20 protein-coding genes are annotated in these 26,813 nt (G+C 43.6%); 15 read left to right on the forward strand and 5 right to left on the reverse strand.

Annotated elements, in window-relative coordinates:
* Positions 1–10: 10 nt before the first annotated feature.
* The 3 genes from AABK40_RS04585 to rsmA form a co-directional block, all read right to left on the reverse strand.
* Complete coding sequence (locus tag AABK40_RS04585; RefSeq protein ID WP_332922309.1) at positions 11–943, reverse strand: 2-hydroxyacid dehydrogenase; 933 nt, start codon at positions 941–943, stop codon at positions 11–13.
* A gap of 71 nt (positions 944–1,014) precedes the next feature.
* On the reverse strand, positions 1,015–2,376 hold the full coding sequence (gene mgtE / locus AABK40_RS04590) for a magnesium transporter (protein WP_332922310.1): 1,362 nt from the start codon (positions 2,374–2,376) through the stop codon (positions 1,015–1,017).
* Complete coding sequence (rsmA, locus tag AABK40_RS04595) at positions 2,349–3,152, reverse strand: 16S rRNA (adenine(1518)-N(6)/adenine(1519)-N(6))-dimethyltransferase RsmA (RefSeq protein ID WP_332922311.1); 804 nt, start codon at positions 3,150–3,152, stop codon at positions 2,349–2,351. Before rsmA ends, mgtE begins: the two co-directional genes overlap by 28 nt.
* 235 nt (positions 3,153–3,387) lie before the next feature.
* Here rsmA and pdxA point away from each other — a divergent pair, with 235 nt between their 5' ends.
* From pdxA to AABK40_RS04645, 10 genes are all read left to right on the forward strand, one after another.
* Positions 3,388–4,521, forward strand: coding sequence for a 4-hydroxythreonine-4-phosphate dehydrogenase PdxA (gene pdxA, locus AABK40_RS04600; protein WP_332922312.1), 1,134 nt, complete (start codon positions 3,388–3,390; stop codon positions 4,519–4,521).
* A 133-nt stretch (positions 4,522–4,654) separates the two neighbouring features.
* The gene (locus AABK40_RS04605) at positions 4,655–5,242 is read left to right on the forward strand and encodes a YceD family protein (RefSeq protein ID WP_332922313.1); all 588 of its coding nucleotides are present in this window, start codon (positions 4,655–4,657) and stop codon (positions 5,240–5,242) included.
* 29 nt (positions 5,243–5,271) lie between these two features.
* On the forward strand, positions 5,272–5,466 hold the full coding sequence (rpmF, locus tag AABK40_RS04610; RefSeq protein WP_332922314.1) for a 50S ribosomal protein L32: 195 nt from the start codon (positions 5,272–5,274) through the stop codon (positions 5,464–5,466).
* 374 nt (positions 5,467–5,840) lie between these two features.
* Positions 5,841–6,839: a beta-ketoacyl-ACP synthase III gene (locus AABK40_RS04615; RefSeq protein WP_332922315.1), complete on the forward strand. Its 999-nt coding sequence runs from the start codon at positions 5,841–5,843 to the stop codon at positions 6,837–6,839.
* Between the two features lie 123 nt (positions 6,840–6,962).
* Positions 6,963–7,529 carry an elongation factor P gene (efp, locus tag AABK40_RS04620; RefSeq protein WP_332922316.1) on the forward strand — a complete coding sequence of 189 codons (567 nt, stop codon included), beginning with the start codon at positions 6,963–6,965 and terminating at the stop codon, positions 7,527–7,529.
* 7 nt (positions 7,530–7,536) lie between these two features.
* Positions 7,537–8,025 carry an acetyl-CoA carboxylase biotin carboxyl carrier protein gene (gene accB, locus AABK40_RS04625; protein ID WP_332922317.1) on the forward strand — a complete coding sequence of 163 codons (489 nt, stop codon included), beginning with the start codon at positions 7,537–7,539 and terminating at the stop codon, positions 8,023–8,025.
* 107 nt (positions 8,026–8,132) lie between these two features.
* Complete coding sequence (gene accC / locus AABK40_RS04630) at positions 8,133–9,482, forward strand: acetyl-CoA carboxylase biotin carboxylase subunit (protein ID WP_332922318.1); 1,350 nt, start codon at positions 8,133–8,135, stop codon at positions 9,480–9,482.
* 817 nt (positions 9,483–10,299) lie between these two features.
* Entirely contained in the window at positions 10,300–11,403 is a 1,104-nt protein-coding gene (locus AABK40_RS04635; RefSeq protein ID WP_338397747.1) for a sensor histidine kinase, read from the forward strand.
* Between the two features lie 5 nt (positions 11,404–11,408).
* Entirely contained in the window at positions 11,409–12,116 is a 708-nt protein-coding gene (locus tag AABK40_RS04640; protein WP_338397748.1) for a LytR/AlgR family response regulator transcription factor, read from the forward strand.
* Positions 12,117–12,395: 279 nt separating this feature from the next.
* A complete protein-coding gene (locus AABK40_RS04645) occupies positions 12,396–14,126 on the forward strand; it encodes a phospho-sugar mutase (protein WP_338397749.1) in 1,731 nt (576 codons plus the stop codon).
* A gap of 688 nt (positions 14,127–14,814) precedes the next feature.
* On the opposite strand, the gene AABK40_RS04650 is transcribed toward AABK40_RS04645, so the two are convergent.
* Positions 14,815–15,420 carry a low molecular weight phosphatase family protein gene (locus AABK40_RS04650; RefSeq protein WP_338397750.1) on the reverse strand — a complete coding sequence of 202 codons (606 nt, stop codon included), beginning with the start codon at positions 15,418–15,420 and terminating at the stop codon, positions 14,815–14,817.
* 428 nt (positions 15,421–15,848) lie between these two features.
* Here AABK40_RS04650 and AABK40_RS04655 point away from each other — a divergent pair, with 428 nt between their 5' ends.
* The 4 genes from AABK40_RS04655 to AABK40_RS04670 all read left to right on the forward strand — a co-directional run bounded on the left by AABK40_RS04655 (position 15,849) and on the right by AABK40_RS04670 (position 22,999).
* Entirely contained in the window at positions 15,849–18,941 is a 3,093-nt protein-coding gene (locus AABK40_RS04655; protein ID WP_338397751.1) for a T9SS type A sorting domain-containing protein, read from the forward strand.
* Entirely contained in the window at positions 18,942–19,130 is a 189-nt protein-coding gene (locus AABK40_RS04660; RefSeq protein ID WP_338397752.1) for a PID-CTERM protein-sorting domain-containing protein, read from the forward strand.
* 545 nt (positions 19,131–19,675) lie between these two features.
* Entirely contained in the window at positions 19,676–20,587 is a 912-nt protein-coding gene (locus AABK40_RS04665) for a polysaccharide biosynthesis/export family protein (protein WP_338397753.1), read from the forward strand.
* A 6-nt stretch (positions 20,588–20,593) separates the two neighbouring features.
* Positions 20,594–22,999 carry a polysaccharide biosynthesis tyrosine autokinase gene (locus AABK40_RS04670; protein ID WP_338397754.1) on the forward strand — a complete coding sequence of 802 codons (2,406 nt, stop codon included), beginning with the start codon at positions 20,594–20,596 and terminating at the stop codon, positions 22,997–22,999.
* Positions 23,000–24,624: 1,625 nt separating this feature from the next.
* Here AABK40_RS04670 and nusG read toward each other — a convergent pair.
* The gene (gene nusG / locus AABK40_RS04675; RefSeq protein ID WP_332922327.1) at positions 24,625–25,122 is read right to left on the reverse strand and encodes a transcription termination/antitermination protein NusG; all 498 of its coding nucleotides are present in this window, start codon (positions 25,120–25,122) and stop codon (positions 24,625–24,627) included.
* A 171-nt stretch (positions 25,123–25,293) separates the two neighbouring features.
* Between nusG and wecB the strand changes: the two genes are divergently transcribed.
* Entirely contained in the window at positions 25,294–26,388 is a 1,095-nt protein-coding gene (gene wecB / locus AABK40_RS04680) for a non-hydrolyzing UDP-N-acetylglucosamine 2-epimerase (protein WP_338397755.1), read from the forward strand.
* Positions 26,389–26,813: the final 425 nt, after the last annotated feature.

The raw sequence follows: 26,813 nt of genomic DNA on the forward strand, positions 1-26,813 counted from the left end.
TTAAAGCCGTTTATTTTTTGAGAAAGTCAGTGATTTTTTTCACCATCACCTCGTTCAGTCGGCGGTACGATTCAAAGGTCCATCCGCCTACATGAGGTGTAAAGAGTACGTTCTTTTGTGCTTGCAGCAGATCGAGTGCTTTGCGCTGGGGGTCGGTCAGCTGATTGAATTTTTCAACTTCCAGCACATCAAGGCCTGCGGCGATCAGTTTTCCTGATTGAAGGCCGTCGTTCAGCGCCTCGAAAGGAACAATTTCCCCCCTTGCGGCATTTAAAAAGTAGAGGTTCTTTTTGAATTTGTTGAAAAAGGCAGTGTCGAGCCATCCGCGGGTTTCTTCCGTGAGTGGCGTGTGAATACTCAGGATGTCGGTTTCTTCAAACAGCGTTTCCAAACTGACCTCCTGCGCATATTGGTCACTGAAATCGGATTTGTATTTGTCATAGGCAAGCACCTTGCAATTGAAGCCGAGCAGGCGTTGCGCAAAAGCACGGCCCATATTGCCATAGCCGATAATGCCGACGGTCTTGCCCATTACTTCATGCCCACGGTTGCCCTCCCGATCCCATTGATTGGCGCGCACTTCCGTATCTGCGGTATTGAGTTTGTTCATCAGGCTGAGTAACATTCCGAGGGTATGCTCCCCGACAGCGTCTCGGTTGCCTTCAGGGGCATTGATCAGGTGAATGCCTTTGGCTTTGGCGTAGGCTTCGTCGATATTGTCCATCCCTGCGCCAGATCGAGCAATGAATTGAAGGTTGGGTGCCGTTTCGAGCACTTCTTTGGTGAAACGCATTTTAGAGCGCACCATGACACCGTCGTATTGGTGTAAAATGTCGATCACTTCTTCTTTGCTGATTGCTGGGCGGTAATCTGCGGTAAGGTTATTTTCTGCCAGCAAATCATGAATGGAGTCATGGAGCTGGTCAATGATTAATATTTTCATAATAGCAGTAGGGACGTTGCATGCAACCTCCGAACAGTAACATGCAACATCTCCACATTAAGATTTTCAAATTATAATAACAACAAATGAGCGACCGTGAAGTACACTGTCAGCCCAAGCAGGTCATTGGCGATCGTAATAAATGGTCCTGAAGCCATGGCGGGGTTAACGCCCATTTTGTCAAGTACCCAAGGGGTCATGGTGCCAAGAATTGAGGACAGCATCACGACGGTGTAAAGGGCAATGGCGACCACAAGGGAAAGGGCCATGGATTGACCCATTGCCATGTTGATGCCAAAAACAATCAGGTTCAGTACCAGACCGTTCAGCAATGCTACACCAAATACCTTCAGCAGACGTACCGCCAGACTCTCACGAATTGCGAGGGGATTGGCCAGCGACTGCACCACCAATGAAGAGGATTGCAGTCCAACATTTCCGCCTGTGGCTGTAATTAATGGAATAAAGGCCGCAAGAACAGGGATAATGGCCAGGTCGTCTTCGAAGCTGGCAATGAATTTTGCAGCAAGCATTCCTCCGCCCATCCCGATGATCAGCCATGGCAGACGAGAACGGGAGAGTTTCCAGATGGTATCATCCTCTTCCACATCCTCCGAAATACCAGCCATCAGGTTACGTTCATCTTCGGCGGCTTCAGTAATTACATCCACGACATCATCAATGGTAATTCTTCCGACCAGGCGCCCACGGGCATTAACAACGGGCAGTGCTTCCAGGTCGTATCGTTGCATAATTTCAGCAACTTCTTCCTGCGAGCTGTCCGTAGATATGGTATTGACTTCCTGTTCAAAAATATCGCCTACCTTGGTGTGGTCTTTGGCAAGAATCATCTCTTTCAGTGATACTCGGCCAAGCAGTCGGTCAAAATCATCCACCACATATACCGAGTAGATTTTTTCGACATCTTCTGCCTGTCGGCGAATTTCCTCAATCGTGCGCACGATATCCCACTTGTAGTTGGCTTTGATCAGCTCTTTGGCCATCAGTCCGCCAGCGGTATCTTCATCGTAGCGCAGCAGGTCGAGGATGTTCATCTGCGCTTCTTTGTCATTGATATGGGCAATGACTTCGTCGCGCATGTGGTTGGAAATCTCCAGTAATAAATCCACCGCATCATCAGATTGCATGTCCTGAACGATCGGGGCGAGTTCTTTGGGGCTGAATTCCGCAACAAAAGGAAGCATGACATCCTCATCGAGCTGAGCAAGAATTTCTCCAGCCACATCATGATCCAGAAGCATCAGGATGTACTTGGAGTCTTCCCCGTCCAGTTCTTCGAGGACCACCGAAATATCGGCAGGCTCTACCCCACGAAGCGATTCAATAATGAATCGGTCTTCATGGCTTTGTGCGGCTTTTTCAAGTTTAAGAACAAACTCTTTGGTTATTTCGAAGGGTGTTGCGAATTCCAATCTGTTTCAATTTTTTGGGTGAGTAAAACGAAATCTGCCACGGTCAATTGTTCCGCGCGTTTATCCAGCATTTCCCACGCCCTCAGCTCGTCTGATAAATTGAGGGGCTTGAGTGAGTTTCTCAGTGTTTTTCTGCGGTTGTTGAACCCTTGCTTCACAACCCTGAAAAACAGTTTTTCATCACAGTCCAAAGCAGCGGTGTCGTTCCTGCGAAGGCGGATAACGGCAGACTCCACTTTTGGTGGTGGGTTGAATACCCCTGGAGGTACCGTGAACAGGTATTCCACCTCGAAGAAGGCTTGCAGCAATACGCTGAGGATACCATATACTTTGTTGCCGTGCTTGGAAGCGATGCGCTGCGCCACTTCCTTCTGAATCATGCCTACGCACTCAGGGATCAGGTCTTTGTTCTCCAGCAGTTTGAAATAAATCTGCGTGGAGATATTATAGGGGAAGTTACCGATCAGTGCAAATGGTTCGCCACCAAAGTGGGTCGCGAGGTCCATGCGCAGAAAGTCACCAGAAATGATCTTGTTGCCCAGTGTTGGGTATTTCTTTTCAAGGTATTCAATGGATTCTTTATCGATATCGATCAGGTGGGTGTCAATGTCGTTACGCTCTATCAGGAAATCAGTAAGTACGCCCATTCCTGGGCCGACTTCCAGGGCCTGTTTGTAGCCTTTGAAGCCTGTAAGGCCGTCAGCAATATTTTTTGCAATACTCAGGTCAGTAAGGAAATGCTGACCCAGATGTTTTTTTGGTCTGACGTTATTCATATCATTATTAATAAATTAGTGGCTGCCTGCCACATGGCTATGATCGTTTTCAATAGCTAAAATAATCCTTTTTCTGTGTGTCATTCCTTGTAGGAAAACACGTCTTTTTCAAAAAAAGCATTAAATTGCATCCTCAAAAATAGATAAATTACCCTTATCATGCACTATTGACCACCGTTTATATGGTTTGGCATGCAGGGGAATGTTTTTTAAACCCGAATTAATCGTCAGTTCAATGAGGAAAAATACCACCGTAACGGAGATGAAGCCTAAAGTGGGGATTTCAATTGGAGATATCAATGGGATTGGCCCTGAAGTTATTGTTAAGGCATTAGCCGACAGCCGCATCCTGAATTACTGTCTTCCCGTGATTTATGCGTCGCCCAAAGTGGTTTTGTTTTACCGTAAGCGTTACAAGCTTGATGGTTTTTCGTTCCACCCTGCGCCGTCCATCGATAAGCTGCAGGAGGGAAAGGTGAACCTGATTCAGGTATGGAATGAGCCTTTGGAGATTACGGCAGGTAAGTCCACCGAAGTTGGCGGGCAATTCTCTTGGATGTCCCTGAAAACGGCTGCGGAAGATTTGAAAGCGGGCCATATTGATGCTTTGGTGACTGCCCCAATTAACAAGCAGAATATCCAGAGTGAAGATTTCGATTTTCCAGGGCATACAGAATACCTTACCCAGGTGGCTGGTGCTTCAGATTCCCTGATGCTGTTGTGTAACAACGAAGGCTTGCGCGTAGGGACGGTTACTGGCCATATTCCAATTTCCAAAGTGTCTTCTTCGCTGACTCCCGAGCTGCTGACCACGAAAATGAATATTTTCATTGACAGCCTCAAGAATGATTTTGGTATTGCCAAGCCGAAGCTTGCGGTATTGGGGCTGAACCCCCATGCTGGTGAAGAAGGATTGCTTGGTGCAGAAGAGGAGCAGGTGATTCGACCGGTACTGGAGCAATTTAAAAAAGAAGGTAATCTGATTTACGGGCCGTTTCCTGCGGATGGTTTCTTTGGTACAGGTGCCCACAAGAAATTTGACGGCGTGCTGGCCATGTATCACGATCAGGGTTTGATCCCTTTTAAGTATGCTTCTTTTGATTCTGGTGTAAATTATACTGCAGGATTGCCAATTGTTCGCACTTCGCCCGATCATGGCACGGCTTATGATATAGCAGGGAAGGGAAAGGCAGATAAAGAGTCTTTTTTGGAGTCCTTGTTTATGGCGATTGATATTTGCAATAATAGATACATCAAATCGCAACAAGTCCACCGCCCGAAGGTTTCAGTGGAGGAGATGGACAGGAAAATGAGTCGTCGCAGGGATTTGCCTGCAGATGAAATTGACCGCTCGTTAGAGAAAGACTGATGATTTTGTCCCTGTTGAAGGATCATAAAGTGTGATTTGCATAAAAAATCCTTCATTGTTAAAATATTCGTGGGCAGAAGGCGTGACTTTTTAAAATTAATTTATAAATTTGCGTCCTTGTTAGAGAAAAGCAATGAAAACGCTTAAGCAATTTGATATAGATATCTTTCAATTGGGCTTGGGGGAACATGAGTTCTCGTTGAGTTTTGACGATACTTTATTCGAGCAATTTGAATTTAGTCTTGTAGAGAAAGGTAATGGTGTGGCGGACATTCGTTTGACGAAAGGTTCAAGACACATTAGCATGGATTTTGCAATCGATGCTACGGTAGAGCTGATCTGTGATCGCTCTGTCGAACCCTATGAAGAAGAAATCACGGTAGAAGATAGCGTGTTTTTTAAATATGGGGACGAAGAGGAGCCTTATGATGGCGAATTTGCGGTGATCACTAAAGATACCCTGCGGATCAACGTCATGGAGTTCGTCTATGAGTTCCTAACCTTAGGGCTGCCAATGAAGCGCCTTCACCCTCGATACCGTGAGGAAGAAGAGGAGGAAGATTTGTTGGCGGAACTACTGCCTGACCGTCGGGAGGATGGCAAACTGGTGTACCAGTCAGATGTGGATGAAGAGTCTGAGGAGACTACGGATGAAGCTGAAGATGACGACCAGCCTGTTGACCCGCGCTGGGAGGCATTAAAAAAATTGAAGAAAAAATAGTTGGTGAATCCTAATAATTATTTAGAGCAATGGCACATCCTAAACGAAAGATCTCCAAAACAAGAAGAGATAAAAGAAGAACACATTATAAAGCAGAGCCTGTAACGTTGTCTGTTTGTCCTACAACAGGAGAAACTCACGTACGTCACCGTGCATACTGGTTGGAAGGTAAACTTTACTACAAAGGTCAGGTTTACATCGAAAAATCAGAAGCTGCGATTTAATTGTTTTCTACGAAAACTTTCAAAAAGCCCCAACTTATTAGATAAGTGGGGCTTTTTTTTGCCTTAAACGTTCCTTCGCCAAATATGGGGGAGAACATTGATGAATATTTTCGAGAAATCAATCATTTTTCTTCTATATTTGTCAATTACTATTAGTGATGGTTTCCTGCCCGACTTTTGGGAAGGAAGCTTATTTTTATTGGAGGCCAGGCACAGTAAGCGTGCTGGGGAGTTTCCTCAAAAATACTTTTAGTTACGGCCTGCATACCGTCCCTGAGTAACTATTTTTTATTTGCTGAGGTCCTGTATGCGGACGGTTATTATTTGATTAATTAGCAGATTTGCTGCAAAGCATAAAGACTTTACCTTCAGGCATGAAAAAATTAAACGCAATGGTGTCGGGAGTTCACGGATATGTTCCTGACTTTGTGATGGACAACAAAGAGTGGGCGAAATATGTGGACACCAATGACGAATGGATCGTTTCCCGAACAGGAATTAAAGAACGTCGATTCTTAAAAGGTGAAGACCAAGGGTCTTCGGTAATGGGTATTGAGGCCGTTAAAGGCCTTTTGGAGAAAACAAACACCGCCCCTGAAGAGGTGGATTTGGTGCTTTGCTGTACTGTTACACCAGATATGTTCTTTCCTGCGACGGCAAATATCATTGCCAACGGGGTAGGTGCAAAGAATGCTTTTGGTTTTGATTTGAATGCTGCATGTTCTGGCTTTTTGTACGGTTTGGTAACAGGGTCTCAGTTCATTGAGACTGGAAAATACAAAAAAGTGGTTGTGGTCGGTGCCGATAAAATGTCCTCGATCATTGATTATAACAACCGCTCAACCTGTGTGCTTTTTGGTGATGGTGCCGCAGCAGTAATGCTTGAGCCTACAGAAGAAGCAGTGGGTGTTATCGACAGCGAATTACAGGCTGATGGTGTCGGAGAGCCTTACTTGCATATGAAAGCAGGAGGTAGCCGCCGTCCTTCAACCCATGAAACCATCGACGCCAACGAGCATACCATCCATCAGGAAGGGTCTACGGTGTTTAAATTTGCAGTAACAAAAATGGCTGATGTTTCTGCCGAGATTGTTGAGCGCAACCAGCTTGCTCCTGAAGAAATCTCTTACCTGGTGCCTCATCAGGCCAACTTGCGAATCATTGATGCCACTCGCCGCCGTGTAGGTTTGCCAGTGGAGAAGGTGATGATGAACATCGACCGCTACGGCAATACCACCAACGCCACTATTCCTTTGTGTTTGTGGGATTATGAGAAGAAACTCAAAAAGGGTGACAACCTGATTCTTGCAGCCTTCGGTGGCGGCTTCACCTGGGGGTCAGTTTACCTTAAATGGGGGTACGATTCAAAATAATTGGCTTCTATTTTGCTGAAATAAAGGATAAACCTTACTTTTATGCGCCGTTGAGAAATAGGTGTATGAATGGTGAGTTTCCTTACTTAGAAAGAAACTATTAGAAAATTTAAGATATAAATAATGGCAACTACCGCTGATATTAAAAACGGATTATGTATTAAATTCAAATCTGGATTATACATTATTACTGATTTCCAGCACGTTAAGCCAGGGAAAGGCCCAGCTTTCGTACGTACGAAGATGAAAAATGTAGTGACAGGAAAGACGATCGATAATACGTTCTCTTCTGGTCATAAAATTGATCCAGTACGTATTGAGCGTCGTCAGCACCAATTTTCTTACACCGATGATTTCGGTTTGAACTTTATGGACACCAATACTTGGGAGTCTGTAAATCTTCCAGTAGAGTCTGTAGATAATGCCGACTTGATGAAAGAAGGCGAAATGGTAGAGATTTTATTCTTGGCTGAGGAAGAGCGTCCATTGCTTTGTGAGCTTGCTGCTCATGTGGTTTTGGAGGTAACTTACACTGAGCCAGGTATTAAAGGCGATACCGCGACAAATGCTACTAAACCAGCCACCATGGAAACTGGTGCTGAAATTCAAGTACCCCTATTCATTAACCAAGGGGATACGATAAAAGTCGATACGCGTACGAGATCGTATGTGGAACGTGTAAAAGTATAATAACCCTATGAAACCATCAGAGATTAAAAGCCTGATTGACTTTATCTCTAAGTCAGGACTTAACGAGGTAAAAATTGAAACGGAAGAATTTAAAATTTCTGTCGTTCGTGAGCCAGAGCAACCTACTCGCGTAGTAGAAACCGTCGCTGCAGCAGCAGCTGCGCCGGCAGCCGCTCCAGCACCCGTAGTGTCCCAGGTACCAGCCTCAACTCCTGCGCCGGCAGCAGCGCCAGCAGCAGAGACCAATGCTAATTTGGTAACGATTAAAGCACCAATGATTGGTACTTTTTACAAGTCTGCCAATCCAGAATCTCCAGCCTTCGCGAATGTAGGTGACAAGATTTCGGCAGGTCAGACGGTATGTATCATTGAGGCCATGAAGCTTTTCAATGAGATTGAATCTGAAGTAAGCGGTACAATCGTAGAAATTTTGGTAGACGACGCTACTCCTGTAGAGTTTGATACCCCACTTTTCTTGGTAGATCCGACGAAATAATTTAAAAGCCTGGACTACGGTTTGGGCTTTTTTTATTCACTGGTGCGCCCTGCTGATTTTTGGGTACCCAATGTCGGACATTTTTATTGACCTTAAATTCAATCATCGTGTTTAAGAAAATTCTGATTGCCAATCGCGGCGAAATCGCCATGCGTGTGATTCGCACCTGTCGCGAGATGGGCATCAAAACGGTTGCAGTTTATTCTACTGCTGATAAGGAAAGTTTACATGTGAAATTTGCAGACGAAGCGGTATGTATCGGTCCTGCACCATCGAACGCTTCTTATCTGAAAATTCAGAATATTATCTCTGCGGCGGAAATTACCAATGCAGATGCTATTCACCCAGGTTATGGATTCTTGTCTGAAAATGCAGAATTCAGCCAGATCTGTCGTGATTATGATATTAAATTTATCGGTGCTTCTCCTGAAATGATTCAGGGGATGGGCGATAAAGCAACCGCCAAAGCGACTATGAAAGCCGCAGGTGTACCGACCATTCCTGGTTCTGAAGGCCTGTTGGATTCTGTAGAGCAAGGTCTTGGATTGGCCAAAGAAATGGGTTACCCTGTAATCCTTAAAGCTACCGCCGGTGGTGGCGGACGCGGAATGCGCCTGGCCAACAACGACGATGAGTTTGTAAAAGGATGGCACGATGCCCGCCGCGAATCTGCGGCAGCCTTTGGTAATGACGGCCTTTATTTGGAGAAATTCATTGAAGAGCCTCGCCATGTGGAAATCCAGGTTTTAGGCGACAGCACGGGAAGAGCGATTCACCTTTCTGAGCGTGATTGTTCCATTCAGCGTCGTCACCAGAAGTTGGTAGAGGAAACCCCTTCTCCGGCTTTGGATCAGGATTTGCGTGAGCGTATGGGCCGTTCGGCAGTGAAAGCTGCAGAGGCGGTGAAGTACGAAGGCGCAGGTACGGTAGAGTTTTTGGTGGACAAGCATGGAGATTTCTACTTCATGGAGATGAACACCCGTATTCAGGTGGAACACCCTATTACTGAAGAGGTAACTGGAGTGGATTTGATCAAAGATCAGATCAAAATGGCGGCAGGTCAGCCAGTTTCGGCTTCCGATCGTTACCCTGAGCGCGTGTCTATGGAGTGTCGAATCAATGCTGAGGATCCAGGCCGTGACTTCCGTCCGTCACCTGGAAAAATCACCAACCTTCATTTCCCTGGCGGACGTGGTGTACGTGTGGACTCGCATGTTTATGCTGGCTACACCATTCCACCAAACTACGATTCGATGATCGCCAAATTGATCGTTACGGCACAAACCCGTGAGCGCGCCATTATTCGTATGAAGCGTGCATTGCAGGAGTTTGTCATCGAAGGGATCAAAACAACGATTCCTTTCCACCTCAAGCTGATGGATGACCCGACCTTCAAGACGGGACATTTCACCACCAAGTTTTTGGAGGATTTCGACTTCGAATCTTTGAAAGATTAAACAAAATAGCAAATATGGTAGGGCCTGGCTTATGCGCCTGACCTAAAATATTATAAATAATTTAAACCGATAGGCTCCTGCTTATCGGTTTTTTTGTTTTTAAGATCATGTTGTAAGGAATTATAATCCATGATTACCTTGATTTAGAGGGTTGCCGTGATTTTTTTATTTTGGATATTGATTTGAGTGCATCACAGTAGGAGGGTAAACACTTTTGCCATCAGGGGCTGTCGCACAACTCAGTTCTATGGATTTAGCACAAAAGATTATTTCGTGAGCTGTACGGATGCACCCGTGTGTGTATCCAAACGATACAAAATTTATGATGATTTGGGCAGACACACAGGTCTGCCCGCAATGTCATTAAGTTAAGCGCATTATCCTGTAGAGACGTTATTTTTAACGTCTAATTCAATGGTGATTTTATAGGTTTCCTCTTAGATTTATTCAAATTGTTACGTGAGTCGTTAAGAATAACGCCTCTACGAGCATTTCAAATTTAGACCTGTGTCCCTCAAAATCCTTAACTTAATGACATTGGGTCTGCCCGTACAGTGGCCAAATAAAATTTCGTGATATAAAATCAGGTTATGGTTGTGTAACAGCCCCTGATAGCGCTTACCTGAATTTTCCTATCACGAGACAGAGTCACGCGATAGACTCCCTGAAGGTCTTATGCACTCTATTGATTTGTAATCGACCTTTGTATAAACCTCTTCAAAGAAACCTGTGGGTAATAAATATTTCTTCATTGACCAAAAACTGCCATTCATTGATTTTTTTGGAAAGAATAGTAGCATCCATGTATCTTTAAATCATGAAGCAAAAAAGTCATCCTTTATCTCAACATTCCCGCCTTGGCGAGCTGATCGGCTATTCAGTGTTGCTGTCCCTTTATTTTTTGATCATGTGGTCGTTCTTTGCGCAAAGGTTACCCAACTTCCTTTCTGCCTACAAAGCGATACTGATCATTGTCGGCATGACCATCGTGATCGCCATAAACATCAAATACCTGATTCCCCACTTTCTGCATGACAGGAAATGGTGGCTATATTTCGGGGGCGCCTTGCTGGCAGTAGTGGTGGTGTCCTATATTTATAATCATTTGGATCAGTCGCTGATGGAACATTATTCCAATTTGATTGACCGGCGGGAGATGCGCCGATACCGCAGGCCGAAATCAAATTTGAGTTATCCGCTGAAGCAAATTGTGCATTATACCGTCTTTCCGCAATTCATGCAGTTTTTGCTGGTGCTGTTCCTTTCCACGGCTTTTGAAATGACCAAATACGCTTTTCAGAAAAGCAGAGAGGCCGTCGCCCTACGAGAACAAACATTGCAGTCGGAGCTTAACTTCCTGAAGTCGCAGATTAATCCGCACTTTCTTTTCAATGCCTTAAATAATATTTACACGCTCGCTTACCTAAAATCCGACAAAGCGCCAGAAATGATTCTCAAGCTGTCGGATATGTTACGCTATATATTATATGATTGCAAGGCAGAACTGGTGCCTGTGGATCGGGAGGTGCAGTATTTGCAGGATTATATTCAGCTGCAATTATTGAAGTCTGAAAGGCCACTCGATATTGAGCTGCAACTACAGACGCCGCTGAGTGGTGCCACCGTACCGCCCATGATATTCATCCCTTTTGTGGAAAATGCCTTCAAACACAGTAAAATTGAAGATAAGCAGGGCTGGATTCGTATTAATTTGTTTCTTGAAGCTGAAGCCCTGATCTTCAGGGTGGAAAACAGCAAGCCGTCTCAGCCGTTCCGTAAGGACAATGTCGGTGGAATTGGCCTGAGAAATGTCGAACGGCGGCTGTCGTTGCTTTACCCGAATTCCCATCAGCTTGAGGTAGAAGATGACCAAGACCGCTTTTTGGTACATTTATCCTTGAACCTTCCTTCAAAAAAATAATCGCCATGCAAAAGTTAAAATGCCTGATTGTAGATGATGAGCTGCTTGCTCGAATGTTGCTGAAAGATTATGTGAGCAAGGTGCCCAACCTTGAGCTTATTGATACTTGTGAAAGCCCCTTGGAAGCCATTGAACTGCTGAAAAGCACCGATATTGATCTGCTTTTCTTGGACATTCAGATGCCTGACCTTACAGGATTTGAATTGCTCAATGCCCTTGCCAAGCCGCCGATGGTCATTTTCACGACCGCCTATGCCGAACATGCCGTGAAAGGTTTCGAGGTGCAGGCGATCGATTATCTGCTGAAGCCTTTTTCGCTGGATCGTTTCATGAAGGCCGTCGCGAAAGCGGAAGAACTGATGAGCCTGAAAGAGGTTGCGCCGACCACGACACCTGCTGCAACGGAAGACTTTTTGATGATTAAGGAGGATTACAAATATCACCGCATTAATGTCAGTGATATCGCCTATGTGGAAGGGATGCGCGAATATGTGCGTTACCATACGCCGACGATGAAAGTGATGGCATTGCAGTCGCTGACCAAACTGATGGACAAACTGCCACAGGGGAAATTCATGCGGGTGCACAAATCTTTCATTGTCAATATGGACTTTGTAGAAGGTCTTGATGGCAATCAGCTCAAAATCCTTGAGCAGTATGTGCCGATCGGAAAAACCTATAAGGAGGCGGTGCTTCATCGGCTTGGTCTTTAGTGCGGCCTTGTTCAGCAACCGTTTGAAATCAGTTGTATGCTGCTCCTCAAAATATGGTTTTTATCGAACTCGATTTAAATAATTTAGGGTGATTATGCGGAAAATAATGGATTTTTTTACTTATTCATGGAGAAAGACAATCTACATCATATTATTTGTCTGAATAACACCTATTTTTGGAAGTGTAAAATTTTTGTGCAGCAGTGAAGCTCCTGCTTCGGTCTGCTGTATGGATTTGTTCTTACTTTTTTCCAGATATATTTCCCATCAAAAAATCTCATGGAACAACAAATTATTGAAAAAGCGCAATCATGGTTGAACATGAAAATTGACGCTGACTCTAAAGCGAGCATCGAGCAAATGTTGAATGCCGAAGACAATACCGAACTGGTAGATTCTTTCTACAAAGATTTGGAATTCGGTACGGGCGGTATGCGAGGAATTATGGGTGTCGGTTCGAACCGTATGAACCAATACACCATCGGTAAGGCTACACAGGGCTTGTCGAATTATCTATTGAAAACATATCCTGGCGAGCAGATCAGTGCTGCGGTGGCTTACGATCCACGCAACAACAGCCGTTTCTTTGCTGAAATTACAGCAGCGGTATTCTCAGCCAATGGTATCAAGGTATATTTGTTCAGCGAATTGCGTGCAACTCCTGAACTATCGTTTGCAATCCGCCATTTGGGTTGTAAATCTGGGGTCGTGATCACCGCATCGCATAACCCGAAAGAATACAATGGCTTTAAGGCTTATTGGAATGACGGTTGCCAGGTAACGGCGCCGCACGACAAAAATATTGTGGCAGAGGTGAATGCCATTGCTTCTATTGATGAAGTGAAATTCGAGAAAAATGCCGACTTGATCGAGCCGATTCTTGAAGAGGTGGATGATGCTTTCTTGAAGGAAATTAAAGCGCGTTTGCTTTCTCCTGAGGCCATCAAAAACCAAAAAGACATGAAGATTGTCTTTACGGGAATTCACGGAACAGGAAACACCCTGACGCCGCGATTGCTTTCAGAAATGGGCTTTGAGAATGTGCATGTGGTACAGGAACAGGCCGTGATCGATGGTAACTTCCCTACGGTAGTATATCCAAACCCAGAAGAAGCAGAGGCTTTGTCGATGGCATTGGCTAAAGCCAAGGAACTGGATGCGGAAGTATTGATGGGGACAGACCCTGACGCCGACCGTGTGGGTATTGCTGTGAAAAATCACAAAGGTGAATGGCAGTTGCTGAACGGTAACCAGACGGGTGCCATGTTGCTGGCTTACGTTTTGCGTCGCTGGAAAGAGCTGGGTAAAATTACGGGCAAAGAATTTACCTGTTCGACCGTGGTAACGACTGGCTTGTTGGAGAAAATGTCCAAAGCGGCAGGAGTGGAGTACTTCAATGTATTGACTGGTTTTAAATTTATCGGCGAGAAAATCAAAGAACTCGAAGGTCAGAAGACGTTCATTGGCGGCGGTGAGGAATCTTACGGTTACCTGTTCGGAGATTATGTGCGTGATAAAGATGCCATTCAGGCTTGTGCGATGGTGGCGGAAGCTATTGCGTGGATCAAGGATCAGGGGCTGACTGTTTTTGATTTCTTGATGGAAGTGTATGAAGAGCATGGTCTGTATTTGGAAAACCTGATCTCTCTGACCAAAAAAGGGAAAGCAGGGGCGGATGAAATTCAGGCGATGATGGCCGCTTACCGTGAGAATCCTCCGATGGAAATCAACGGATCGAAATTGGTGAAACTGATCGACTATCAGGCGTCTACCGTGAAAGATGTTGCGACGGGAGAAGAAACAAGCATCGACTTGCCAAAATCTAACGTACTACAATTCTTCACAGAAGACGGATCAAAAATCTCTGCCCGTCCATCAGGTACAGAGCCAAAAATCAAGTTCTATTTCTCTGTTAATACACCTTTGGCATCAAAAGATGCTTTCGATGCTACTTACGCTTCCCTTGAAGCACGTATCGAGGCGATTAAAAAGAGCATGGAGTTGGTGTAATTGGTGTAAGGGAAATCAACCCGCAGATTACACATATTGTCACAGATTTTGAAATTCAGGTATCGGGTGCTGGTACGCACCCTGAATTTCAATTTATACCACCAAATAAAATGAGGTTTTGGTAGGGTCAGACCGATGTGTCTGACCTAAACATTATTTTCCAGGATATTTTCGGGCGAACACGTGGGCTCGCCCGCACCAAACAGTACAAAATTTTGTAAGGTAGCACCAAGTTACGGTTGTATGATGACCCTTGATAGCCAAACATAAAATGAAGCCTGTTGCGGATTTTACCGTGATGGGCTTTTTTTGTTTTATGTCATTTGTGAATGTAGGGGGCTGTTGCATAACCATAAATTGATTTTGCCCCACGAAATTTTATTTGTCACTGTATGGGCTGACCTGTGTGTCTGCCCGAATCATCATAAATTTTGTGTGGTTTGGATACACACATAGGTGCATCCGTACAGCTCACGAAATAATCTTTTGTGCTAAATTCATAGAACTGAGTTGTGCAACGTCCGTACCGTCAGGTACAAAAATATTCGATAGCCTATTGCTGTAATCCTTAAATAACGCCCTCAATTTTTATGAGAACCCTTTAAGACAATAATAGAAGTGATCTCAGATTTTCGATGGGCGATATCCGATTTGCGAAACAAAAAAATCATATGATCATTAGGGAAGTTTATTGTCCCCCCAGCATCCCCATCAAACAACAAAGTTCCGTGGCAATCCTCAGGTTGTATTCCGAATAGATGCGATCCTCCTCCATGGTGCCATCCACCTGGCGGATATCAGGAAAGATCAGCGAAAGCGTTTGTTGGGCGCCTGCAATTTCCGGATAATTGTCTTTAGCGGCCTGAGAGGTGACCACCGCAAAGAAGTCCGTTTTCGGATTGGCATAATCGTCCAGCAATTTGGAGAATACAGCCACGGGCGCATCACCCTCATGGTAAAACGCCTGATAACGGGCATTCTCCTGATAATCGAGGCGATTCACAAAAAGACCGGCGCGGTTTAACGCATTGATGGTGTTGTTGTGAATAGATTCTTCCTTCATGCCACCAGAATATATTTTCAGTTGCTTCAGCCCAAAATGCATCGCCCAGCATTTTGCCCAGATTTGTGCAAAGATACCACTGCGGGAATTGTGGGTGTCTACAAATAACAATTTGGTTTCCTCCGTTAAGGCAGGACGAAGCGCCTCGGCGATCAGCTGGATTTCACCTTTTCTTTCTTGATCTATATTGGCTACCTGTGCCAGGCATTGTTCTTTGAATTTTTGGATCATAACGGTTCATTTTTATAGCGCGGTGTTTACTCCTCCGCTGTTAGCTTTCAGACATTTTACAAGCCCAAAAAGTTTAGCGGGTCATCAACTCAGTCTTTCTGATAATAAAAGACTGACCATCAAGCATTCCTAAATCTAAGCGGATTCCCGCTTTTTTGCTACCTCTTAAACAATTTTATTATGAACTACTTTAATAAATGACATCGCCTAAACAATAGATTAAAAATAAATTAATGCCGCCTTGTATTTTGTTTTTGTAGGATTAAGAATTATCATTGTATAATTATAGATTCACTATAATAAATAAGCTAATAATACAATTAGGTGTTGCTTATTCCCAATAATAATGCGATAAACATTACTTTTCAGGGAAAAGGTTGTTACACCTGCCGATTTTTAAATACTAATCCTTACATCATCTTCAATCTATGAGGCAGATCAATACTAAAAATAGCATTCTAACGAAAATTGATATTCGCATGAGGAAATTAATACTTTTGTTGTTGGTAGGCGTGTTGCTGCCGAGTGTGGGATGGGCGCAGGTAACATGGGTTGGCCCCTTGTATGGTGATTGGGCTGTTGGTAGTAATTGGTCTACAGGGAATGTGCCTGATCAAGATGATGATGTTCAAGTTAATTCGGGAGGATTCCCTATCGTCTATTCCACACCAGCGGTCTGTAATTCTCTTACAATTAAAGGAGGTGGTTATTTCGCAGTAGGGGATAAATATGATTCGTTATTAGCTGGGAAGTTGACTATAGTTAATGATCTTATTGTTGAAAATTCAAGAGGGGTGGTCGGGACATTTTATATCGAGTACCCGCAGAGTGAATTGGTGGTAGGGAGGGATTTGTTGGTTTCTGGAACTATTACTATCGATCCACAAACTAATATTAACTTTAATGGCGACGGTCAGACTGTCTCTGTATTGCCAAATTCTTTACCTTATCAAAATCTTATTTTATCTGGCGGCTCTAAAACTTTACCTTTTTCATTAGAAATAAAAGGAGACTTCATTAGCACAGCATCATCAGTAATCGCTCCAGTAAATGCGACTGATACTTGTACGGTTATATTTAGTGGTACAGCTGTTCAGCAAGCAGCTTCAATTAATTATCGAAATATTAATATTACGCATAGTAATGGTATTGACTTTAATGGAGAGGATGTTACGATTCAAGGTAATATTGATGGTACTTCTACAATTAATAATGCAGGGGTATTGACCTTTGATGCAAGTGTACCTATAAAGCAGGATTTAGGTTCGATGACCTTTACCAATATCGGAGAAATGATAATGGATAATGGAGAAAAATTGTATAAAAGCCCGCTGAACGTGTCAAAGTTAACGATTACTGATGATGCAATCTTGATAACGACACCATCGGTTACCGCTCCAATAATTGTAAATGCTGGAACATTTGATACAGATGGTATTACTGCAACTACAAGTTTTACCAATGCAGCTACAGGAACAGTTGATGTTACGACTTTTACGGTAGGTGCTTTGTCAAGCGCAAATGATTTTATTTGTGATGGTACCTTTACTTCAACTGGTGCAGTAACGGTAACAGGGGGCGAGTTTTCAGCCATAACTATGAATGCATCAAATAATGTGCAGATTTCTGGAGTTGATGGAAGTAGTAGTATCACGACCTTGAATATGAAAGGCTCGGGTACTCCCCAGTTAGGGGTGACTGGTTTTAATCTTGGTGATGTTAATTTTACTGAAACATCCACAACCACGATTGATCCAGCTACAACAGTTGGTGGGGATGTGGTGATAGAAGCAAATGCTACTTTGTCATCAAATGCAAAACTTACGGTTCAAGGGAGTCTTACAAATCATGGGTCTTTGCAACCAGGTGCTGAATTGGAAGTTCAAGGGGGTTTAATAAATAACGGCTCTTTTACTCCAGGAGGGAAGGTAGATGCTAAGGGGAGTTGGGAAAATAATGGTACTTTTACGCATAATAATCAGACGGTGTGTTTTTCTCGAACTTCTGGTGTTCAGAACCTTGAAGGAACCAATTCATTTTATGATTTAGAGTTTAGCGGTTTGGGTCAAAAAACAATAGCAAATGCGGCAGACGTAAATGTGTTTCATGAGTTAAAATTTAGTGGTTCAGATGTGGTTGCCTTAACGACGGGAAATAGCCTTACCCTAAAAGCATCCAGTGGTAATCAAGCTTTTATTGCAGAAACCACTAATGCTCCAAGTATTGTCGGAGATGTTAATGTTGAAATGTATTATCCTTTTACCTCAAAGGGGTATGTACATATTGCAGTTCCTGTTGCGAACATGCCATTGAGCTATTGGAATGGACAGAATGGATTCCAGGTTTATGTTGGTACAGGGAATCCAAGTGTGTTTACCTATGATGAAAGTCAAAGTCCTTCAGGATGGGTAGGTATCACAAGTGTAAATGATGTTATGTCACCAGGTCATGGTGTAAACACCTATCTTTATCAGTCTTTTATCTCTGGTAGCAAGGTTTTAACTTCTCAAGGAGATCTAAGCTTTGGAAATGTGTCTGTTCCATTAACTTATACACCTGCTGCACAGAAGGGATTTAATTTAATGTCTAATCCATACGTATGCCCATTGGATGTAGGGGCTGTTATTGATGGGTTTACAGGAGGAGTGTTGCAAGGAAATGCTATTCAGATTTTAAGTAAAACTTCAGGTAATTATGAGGTCTTTACAGATGGTGATAGTATTGGGGTTGCACAATCTTTTATGGCTCAGGTAACTGCTAATTTCACCTACAACTTTACGGAGTCTATGAAGTCTAATGGGGTCTATATTTCTCCGAGAAGAGAAGTGGTAGATGATAAGTATAAATTGACGCTTTCCCTTCTTGGGGATGATCAAGTGGATGATAAAGCTTATTTATACTTGTCTGATTCTGATCTTTCGCGTTATTCTTTAGATAAGATTGAAGGTCAAGGGAATAGTGTTGAGTTCGTTTCACCATTAAGAAACCGAGTGATTGAAGTCAGTAACTTGCCACACCAAGAGGATACTTTAATGTTTCCATTAGTAACTCAATACAAAAGGCGATTGAGCGGTGTGCAAGAGTTTAAGTTAGACGGTACTGAGGATTTAATTACCTTGGGCTTTGTTGTACAACTTTATGATGCTCATGAGGATAAATACATTGGTGTTGAAGATTTGAAAAGCGGTTACTCTTATAATGTTGATACAGATAGTGAACGAAGTGCAAATCGATTCTCATTGGTTGTTCTAAGAGAAAAAGAAGTGTTGAGTTCGGATAACAAGAGAGTTTGGTTTTCTCCAAACCCTGTACATTCAGGAGGTGCTTTAAGGTTTTTGGATCCATTGAATCTTGGGGAGTGTAAAGTCATTGTTTGGAATCAACAAGGACAAGTTGTAGATGAGTTTTATTCATTGAATCAACAAATAATTAAAAGGGCTTGGTTAAATACTCCAGGTATTTATATATTGAGATTGGTAACACCTGATGGGGTTTATTCTGAAAAAATAATTGTTAATTAGATGAGACTTATTTTTATATTTTTATTTTTATTTGGGTTAAGTTTTACGGGCTTTTGCCAAGAAGGCAACCCAGATCCACCAGGTAACGAAATTCCCATAGACGGCGGAATTTCCCTGCTCGCGCTTGGCGCTGGAGCATTGGGAGCCTACAAGCTGAAAAAGAAAAAAGCCGAAGAAGAAATAGATTAATGATAATGAAAGCCTCCAGGATTGGGGGCTTTTTTGTGTGTGAGGCTATCACGAGAGGGACTCTCGCGATAGGTGGGCTGTGTTGTTGGGGGATTTGTGCGGACGTTGCGTGCAACATCCGTACCGATAGGTGAAACATATCATCCCTTTTTGTTAGGTGTTTGGCTGTTATGACAGTGCTTGACGTGTGGTGTTGAGCGAGCCGTGAGACGTAATGAATTACGCCTTTACAGGAGGCCAATTAGTAATAGGGGAAAGTAATCTGTGTAACCTGTGAACAAATATATTCACCAATTTTCTCGTCTATCATGCAGACGTTAAGAATAACGTCTCTACATGATGCCGTTGATCGATAAAAAAAATCTGTGGAAATCGGTGTCGTCTGTGGGGCGCTCCCATTACAGCAACTTTTGTAGGGGGCAGAATAGTGATTTAAAATTTATTTTTTGTAGTTTTAAGGCAAATCCAATTTATAGAACCATAGCGGTCGGATTTTCATTTATATTATTTTATCAATTACTTTTTTAATGCGTCAATCTTTGGCTATGCTGAAACCAGTCTTGTTATTGGTTTTATTTTGCTCGATGTTTTCATCCTGCATCACGCGCAAGAAAATCACTTATTTACAGGATGCTGAAGGGCGGAAAGGGCTTCCTACTGATGAGGTTATTCGCTCTTTTGATCGGACGTCCTATGATTTTAAGCTCAAGGGGGGCGACCTGATTTCCATAAAAATAGGCTCCCTGACCTCAACGGAGTACGATTTCATCAATCAGTATGCAGTGCAAATGGGGAGTTTCATGTATTTGAGTCGGCAGACCATGCAAAATAATTCCGCAGGAGGGCAAACTGGTATGCGCCAGCAGCAGATGATGAATCAGATGGGCGGACAGATGGTTGGTGATGATGGCAAGCCTATTGCGCAGGGGGATCCTCAGGCGACAGGCTTTCTGCTGAATGATGCCGGGGAGGTTAATCTGCCCAAGATTGGCCTGATCAATCTTGAAGGGCAAACACTGGCCGAAGCCGAAGATATTATTGAAGAGAAATTGAAAGGGCTTTTTGAAGCTCCACAGGTGCGGGTACAGATCCTTAATTTCAGATTCACCGTTCTGGGTGAGGTTGATCACCAGGGGGTATACACCACTTATAAAGATAAAACCACCCTTTTTGAAGCCGTTGCAATGGCAGGTACGCCAGGTGAGTTCTCGGATCGTTCGGAATTGAAGATCGTCAGGGAGCATGGCGGACAGACAGAAGTGGCCTATGTAAATTTGCTTTCTGAGGATTTTCTGAAATCTCCCTACTACTATATTCAGCCCAATGATGTGATCGTTGTGCCGCCAATGGGTGCGCGCTCGTTCCGTAAATATGGTATTCAGGATGCCTTGACGACGGTGACTTTCCTGACCTCTATTGTTTCACTGATCGCTCTGATCCGCACAATCCAAGAATAAGCTGGTATGATGAATCAACAAAATCAGCCTGCAGGACAGCAGGGAAATGAAGATATGATGCGTTTGTTGTTCAAGGTTTTGGACAAGTGGTATCTGGTTTTGGTATGTGGTTTTATTGGCTTGCTTGCGGGCTGGCTGGTCAACCGGTATACGATTCCGATTTATTCAGTGAATAGTCAGCTGGTCAGTAAGAAATATGAAAACTCCAAGGCAAACCCATTGATGGGTGCGGCATTGGATGGGAACAGCATGTTTACACGTCAGCCAGACTTCCTGTTGGAAATGGCTTTGATCAAGTCCAAAGACAATGTTCGGGAGACCCTGAAACGACTGAATTTTGGCGTGTCCTATTATGTGCAGGGAAGAGTGAAACTGACGGAATCTTATCCTTATGGGGCGATTCATCTGGAGTGGGACAGTTCTTCCATGCGTGTGCCTTATGATCAAATGCTGATCATTAAGGATGTGCAGTCTGATGGTACTTACCGACTTGTTGCGGAAGACAATGAGCTGAATGCACTTTTGGCGGGGCACCAATTTCGGTTTAATGAATGGGGCGCTTTTGAAGGTTTTCGTTTTAAACTGAAAACCTCCAAAAGGGACTTTCAAACCTTTAATGAGCAGGAACAACATTTCATAATTAACTCCCCAGGGGCACTTTTGGGCTATTATCGTTCGCGCATTAACTTATCATGGACAAAACAAAACTCCTCGCTGATTGATGTGAATATGACAGGTCCTAACCCGCAGAAGGACCGTGATTTTCTGAATACTTTTTTTGAGGTGGTGGTTGAACATGCTTTGATTTCCAAGAATCAATATGCCACCAATTCGATTAATTTTATTGATGGGCTGTTGAACGATGTGGCAGATAGCCTGGGTCGATTTGATCAGCGGATTGACAGCTTTCAGGCAGGTAACTGGAAATATATTGCAGGGTCTGAGCACCTGTTTGAAAAGGTGGAGGAGCTGCAAAAAGAGCAGTTGGCCATAGGACTGAAAGAGCGCTATATTGATTATCTCGAAGATTATTTGATTGAGCACCGCACGGAGGAAGTTTTTGCGCCGAATGTGGTTGGACTGGATATCCCCTTGCTGGATGATCTGGTGCAAAAATATGTTGAAGTGAAACTGCAGGAAAAGCTCAATAAGGTGGAAGCCAATGCAAACAATCCTTTGGTGAATAAAGCTGTGGAGCGCAAGGCAAGACTTGAAAACAATATCCTGGAGAATATCCGTTCGATGCGTCGTGAGTTTACTCAAAATAAATCGGAGCTTGAAGGGAATAAAAATAATTTGCTCGCCAATGTGGGGAATTATCAGTCTTCTTCGAGAAAACTGACGAAGATGAACAGTATTTATCAGGTGAATGAAAACCTGTATAATCTTTTGCTGGAGAAGAAAACAGAAGCTTCTATTGCGCGGGCCTCAACCACTTCAGATTATGAGGTAGTGAATGCCCCAGCGATTAGTTATCTCCCCTTGGCACCGAATACCAAGAAAAATTTGATGATGGGCGGGGTAGTCGGTTTGGCTATTCCAATAGGGCTCATTGTATTGCTGGCCTTCCTGAACCAAAAGTTGGAGTACCGTGAGGATGCTGAGCGCCTGACAGGACTGAAAACCATTGGGACGATTGGTGAAAGTGATGACCGAAATGCTGCATTTACCAGGCCTAAAGGGCATTTGGCGGAAGGCTTCAGGAAGCTGCGTGCCAACCTCAATTACCTGAACAGTTCGGGCGAGGGGGCGAAAACGATTCTCGTTACCTCAACAATTGCGGGAGAAGGGAAGTCTTTCAATTCTGTGAATTTGGCCTATACCTATGCTTTGGCAGGGCAGAGGACCCTGCTTGTTGGTGCGGATTTGCGCAAACCTACTTTGCACCAGTTTTTCGAGGTGGATAAATCGGATGGGTTGTCCAACTATCTTGCGGGACATCGTGGGCTCAAAGAGATCATTCGGGGAACCGCCTGTGAGGGACTTGACCTTGTGGTGAGCGGTGATATTCCACCGAACCCTGCAGAGTTATTGCTGTCAGATAAAATGGAGGATTTTCTGAAGGTCGCACGCTTGAAATATGATGTCATTGTGATTGATACGCCTCCAGTATCGTTGGTGTCGGATACCATTCCGTTGTTGCCGTGGGTAGATCATTATCTGTTGGTAACGCGTTACAATAGATCCATTAAGCCGAGCTTGGCGCATGTGGGCGAATTTATTCCTGAGGAATACCGAGTGCATTTCCACCTGATTTATAATGGTATGCCCAAACGCAAACGTGGTTACGGATATGGCTACGGCTATGGAAACTACGGACACGGTTACCAATATGGTTATGGCTATGGTTCGGGCTATTATGAAGAAGAAGCGGAGAAACCAGGCTGGTTTGGTCGCCTGTTGAAACGATAGTAATTTGAAAGACATGTTCCTAACGTCATCTGGTAAGGTATGTATTCTTTAGATTGATTCAATCCGAAGGCTATTAAAGGGAGAGTAACACAAAATATTATTCCTTGACCTGTACGGATGCACCTGTGTGTATCCAAACCACCCAAAATTTATGATGATTCGGGCAGACACATAGGTCAGCCCACAATGTCATGAAGTTAAGCGCCTTACCCCGTAGAGACGTTATTTTTAACGTCTAACACAACGCTGATTTCCCTTTGATTTATTCAAATGGTTACATGAGAGATAATGAATTAAGCCTTTACATGCATTTCAGATTTACACTTGAGTTAGCCCAAAATCCTTAACTTAATGACATTGGATCAGCCTATACGGTGATCAAATAAAATTTCGTGATACAACATCAAATGGTGGTTATGCGACAGCTCCAGGCTATTGGAAAATCCCCTTCATGGCTGATGTGCCGAAGGTACATTTTCATTAGCCTCGGGTATTTTACCCGTGGAGAATATGTCACAAAATAATAGCTGGTCATGAATTTAGGAATAGCAGCTTTGCAACACTCCTTTAATAATAAATTTCGGTTTGAATACAGTATTGCACCCCTTCAGGGTTATCGGTTTTTGGGATGATATTTCGAGGGGTTTCACCCCTCGCTATGTTATATAACCCCTTCGGGATATAAAATAGATGTTTTAGACATACACCTAATACCCCTCGACTCACGCCTCTCTGTATTCCCTTTGTTTAATCTGCTGTATAGTCATGATGTCGAGCAAATGATAGACTGTTTCTTAACTTAATGACATTTCGGATGCACCTGTGTGTATCCAAACCTCCCAAAATTTATTGATGTTTCGGGCAGATACATGGGTCCGCCCACAATGTCTTAAGTTAAGCGCCTTTCGCAGTAGAGACGTTATTTTTAACGTCTAACACAACGATGATTTCCCTTGGGTTTATTCAAATGGTTACGTGAGACATAATGAATTAAGCCTTTACATGCATTTCAAATTTACACCTGAGTCAGCCCAAAATCCTTAACTTAATGACATTGGATAAGCCCATACAGTGATCAAATAAAATTCGTGATATAACATCAAATGGTGGTTATACGACAGCTCCAGGCTATTGGAAAACCCCCTTCATGGCTTATGTGCCGAAGGTACATTTTCATTAGCCTCGGGTATCTTACCCGTGGAGAATATATCACAAAATAATAGCTGGTCATGAATTTAGGAATAGCAGCTTTGCAACACTCCTTTAATAATAAATTTCGGTTTGAATACAGCATTGCACCCCTTCAGGGTTATCGGTTTTTAGGGTGATATTTCGAGGGGTTTCACCCCTCGCTATGTTGTATAATCCCTTCGGGATAAAAGCTACCGGAAAGCCTATTTTCAGTATAAGTCCTGCTATTTTGATTTGATCTGTGGACAATGCAAATCACACTGTATTTTACAGACGATGCCATTTGCCCGCCGTTCTTGATGTTAAAGCCCTAAGCTACACGTAAAAAAAATAATCTGTGGTAATCGGTGTAATCTGTGGGTAAAAAAATAAAAGCAAACTCAAAAGCGAGCCAATACCACCCGCTCTCCTGTCAGCACACCTGTACACTACTTTTACATCTTACGAATCGCCACTTTTTTAATGCTGAGCGTCAGGGCCTGCCCGAGTTGTTCAACACGCAAAATCACCTTTTTCTTCCCCTGAAGACTCACAATTTCCGCAGGGAAATCCGAAAATGGGCCATAGGTAATCCACACCTTTTCTCCAGCCTCAAAATCATCGCTAACTGCTTCAATTTCCTCCTCTTCACCAATCAGGAAGCGCATCACATCAATTTCCGCAGGCGTTACTCGTGCAGGTTGCCCCTGAAACTGAACAAACCAACTTGCTCCTTTGGTGTTCAGTGCTTGCAGGTATTCCCGGTCATCATTCAGATGGACAAACACATAGGAGTTGAACAAAGGGACTTCTACCCATTTTTTGCGGTCACTCCACTGACGCAATACCTTATGCAAGGGCAGGAAAACTTCCAGTCCTGCTTCCTCAAGTCTTTCTGCAACTACCTTTTCTTTTCTTGACGCGGTGTACAGCACATGCCAGCCTGCTTTCATAGTAATGTTGTTTTTTTATTGGGAAGCGAATTTAAGTAAAAAAATGCAATTGTGGCCTTTTAAATAAGGATACCTTCTTCTTTCCTCAAGATTGGTTACTTGCCAAATCTTGTTTAATTTTATCGCCACGCAGGGCGGTAGCACCTGTCGATATTTTGAGCAGAAATCATTATGAAAATACTAATTGTCATCGGGACGCGTCCTAACTTCATTAAGGTGACCCAGTTCAAGCGCCTTGCGGCGGCGCATTACCCACAGTTGGAGATCAAGATGGTGCACACTGGGCAGCATTACGATGAGAAAATGGCCAACATCTTTTTCGATCAGTTTGAGCTCCGTCCGGACTTTTTCCTGAATATCCCAGCGGCAAGCCCTACGCGGCAGCTCGCAGAGATCATGATTCGGATGGAAAACCTGATCGATACCGAATTCACGCCCGACTTGATGATCGTTCCTGGAGATGTAAACTCAACCCTTGCTGCGGCTTTGGTTGCCAATAAAAAAGGGATAAAATTAGCGCATCTGGAAAGTGGTTTGCGCTCTTTTGACCGCGAGATGCCGGAAGAATGGAACCGCCTGTTGGTGGATGAGATGTCAGATTTTTATTTTGTTACTGAGCCCAGCGGCTTGAAATATTTAGCTGGGGAAGGGAAAAAAGGGCAGTGCTTTCACGTGGGCAACACGATGATTGATACGATGGTGGCTTTTGAACAGGAGATTCAGCAGAGTGATGTCCTCAGCCGCCTGTCGATCGGTGAAGCCGCTTTTGCGCTGATGACCATTCATCGTCCTTCAAATGTGGATACTGCTGATGGCATTCGTACGCTGATCCATTTGCTTCGTTACCTGAACGACCGCATGAAAGTGGTGTTCCCAATTCATCCACGTACCCGAAAGCGGATTACCGACTTTGGATTCGAACAGGATTTTCAGCAGCTCAAAAATATCATTACAACGGAGCCATTGGGCTATTTTGATTTCCAGAAACTGGTGGCTTCCTGCGATATGGTCCTGACCGACAGCGGCGGGATTCAGGAGGAAACCACCTTCAGGGGCGTGCCTTGCCTGACCTTGCGAGAAAATACCGAGCGCCCAATCACTGTGGAGACTGGGACCAATACCCTGGTGCCTTTTCAGCTCGATGTGCTGCAATCCTATATTGATGCCATACTCCGCAAGGACTACAAAACTGGGGAGTGTCCCGCTCTTTGGGACGGTAAAGCCACAGCGCGAATTCTGGCATGTATTGCCTCGCACAGTTCTTAGTCGTGGGCAAATTTAGGGATTTTGGAAGCGGTAAAATTGAAAATTTTCTTACATCACAATGCGGTATTGAAGGTGACTGAAAAACGGGTGTAGCAATTGGTGGGAGATTAAAATTTGGTCAATCTCTAACGGGTCGACTTAAAAAACAGTGATTTTAACTTCGATAATTCACCTGTAATATAATGGGTTAGCTCAATAAGGTTTTAATGATTGATATTGTTTGTTTAAATAATCAAACATGATAATTGGCAAGTGCTAAGCAAGCCCTTTATTTACTGCATATTACCTTCAAAAGGCTGCTTCCTTAATATTAAAATCCTAATTTTATTTAAATCGGGGTTGATTATTCAACCTTAAAGTATCATCTTGCACACTTAACGGACTTCATCTAATCGTATTTTTTGGTCCAATATTTCAATCCAGCA

It is taken from the genome of Persicobacter psychrovividus, from assembly GCF_036492425.1.
In the GTDB taxonomy this organism is placed as follows: Bacteria; Bacteroidota; Bacteroidia; order Cytophagales; family Cyclobacteriaceae; genus Persicobacter; species Persicobacter psychrovividus.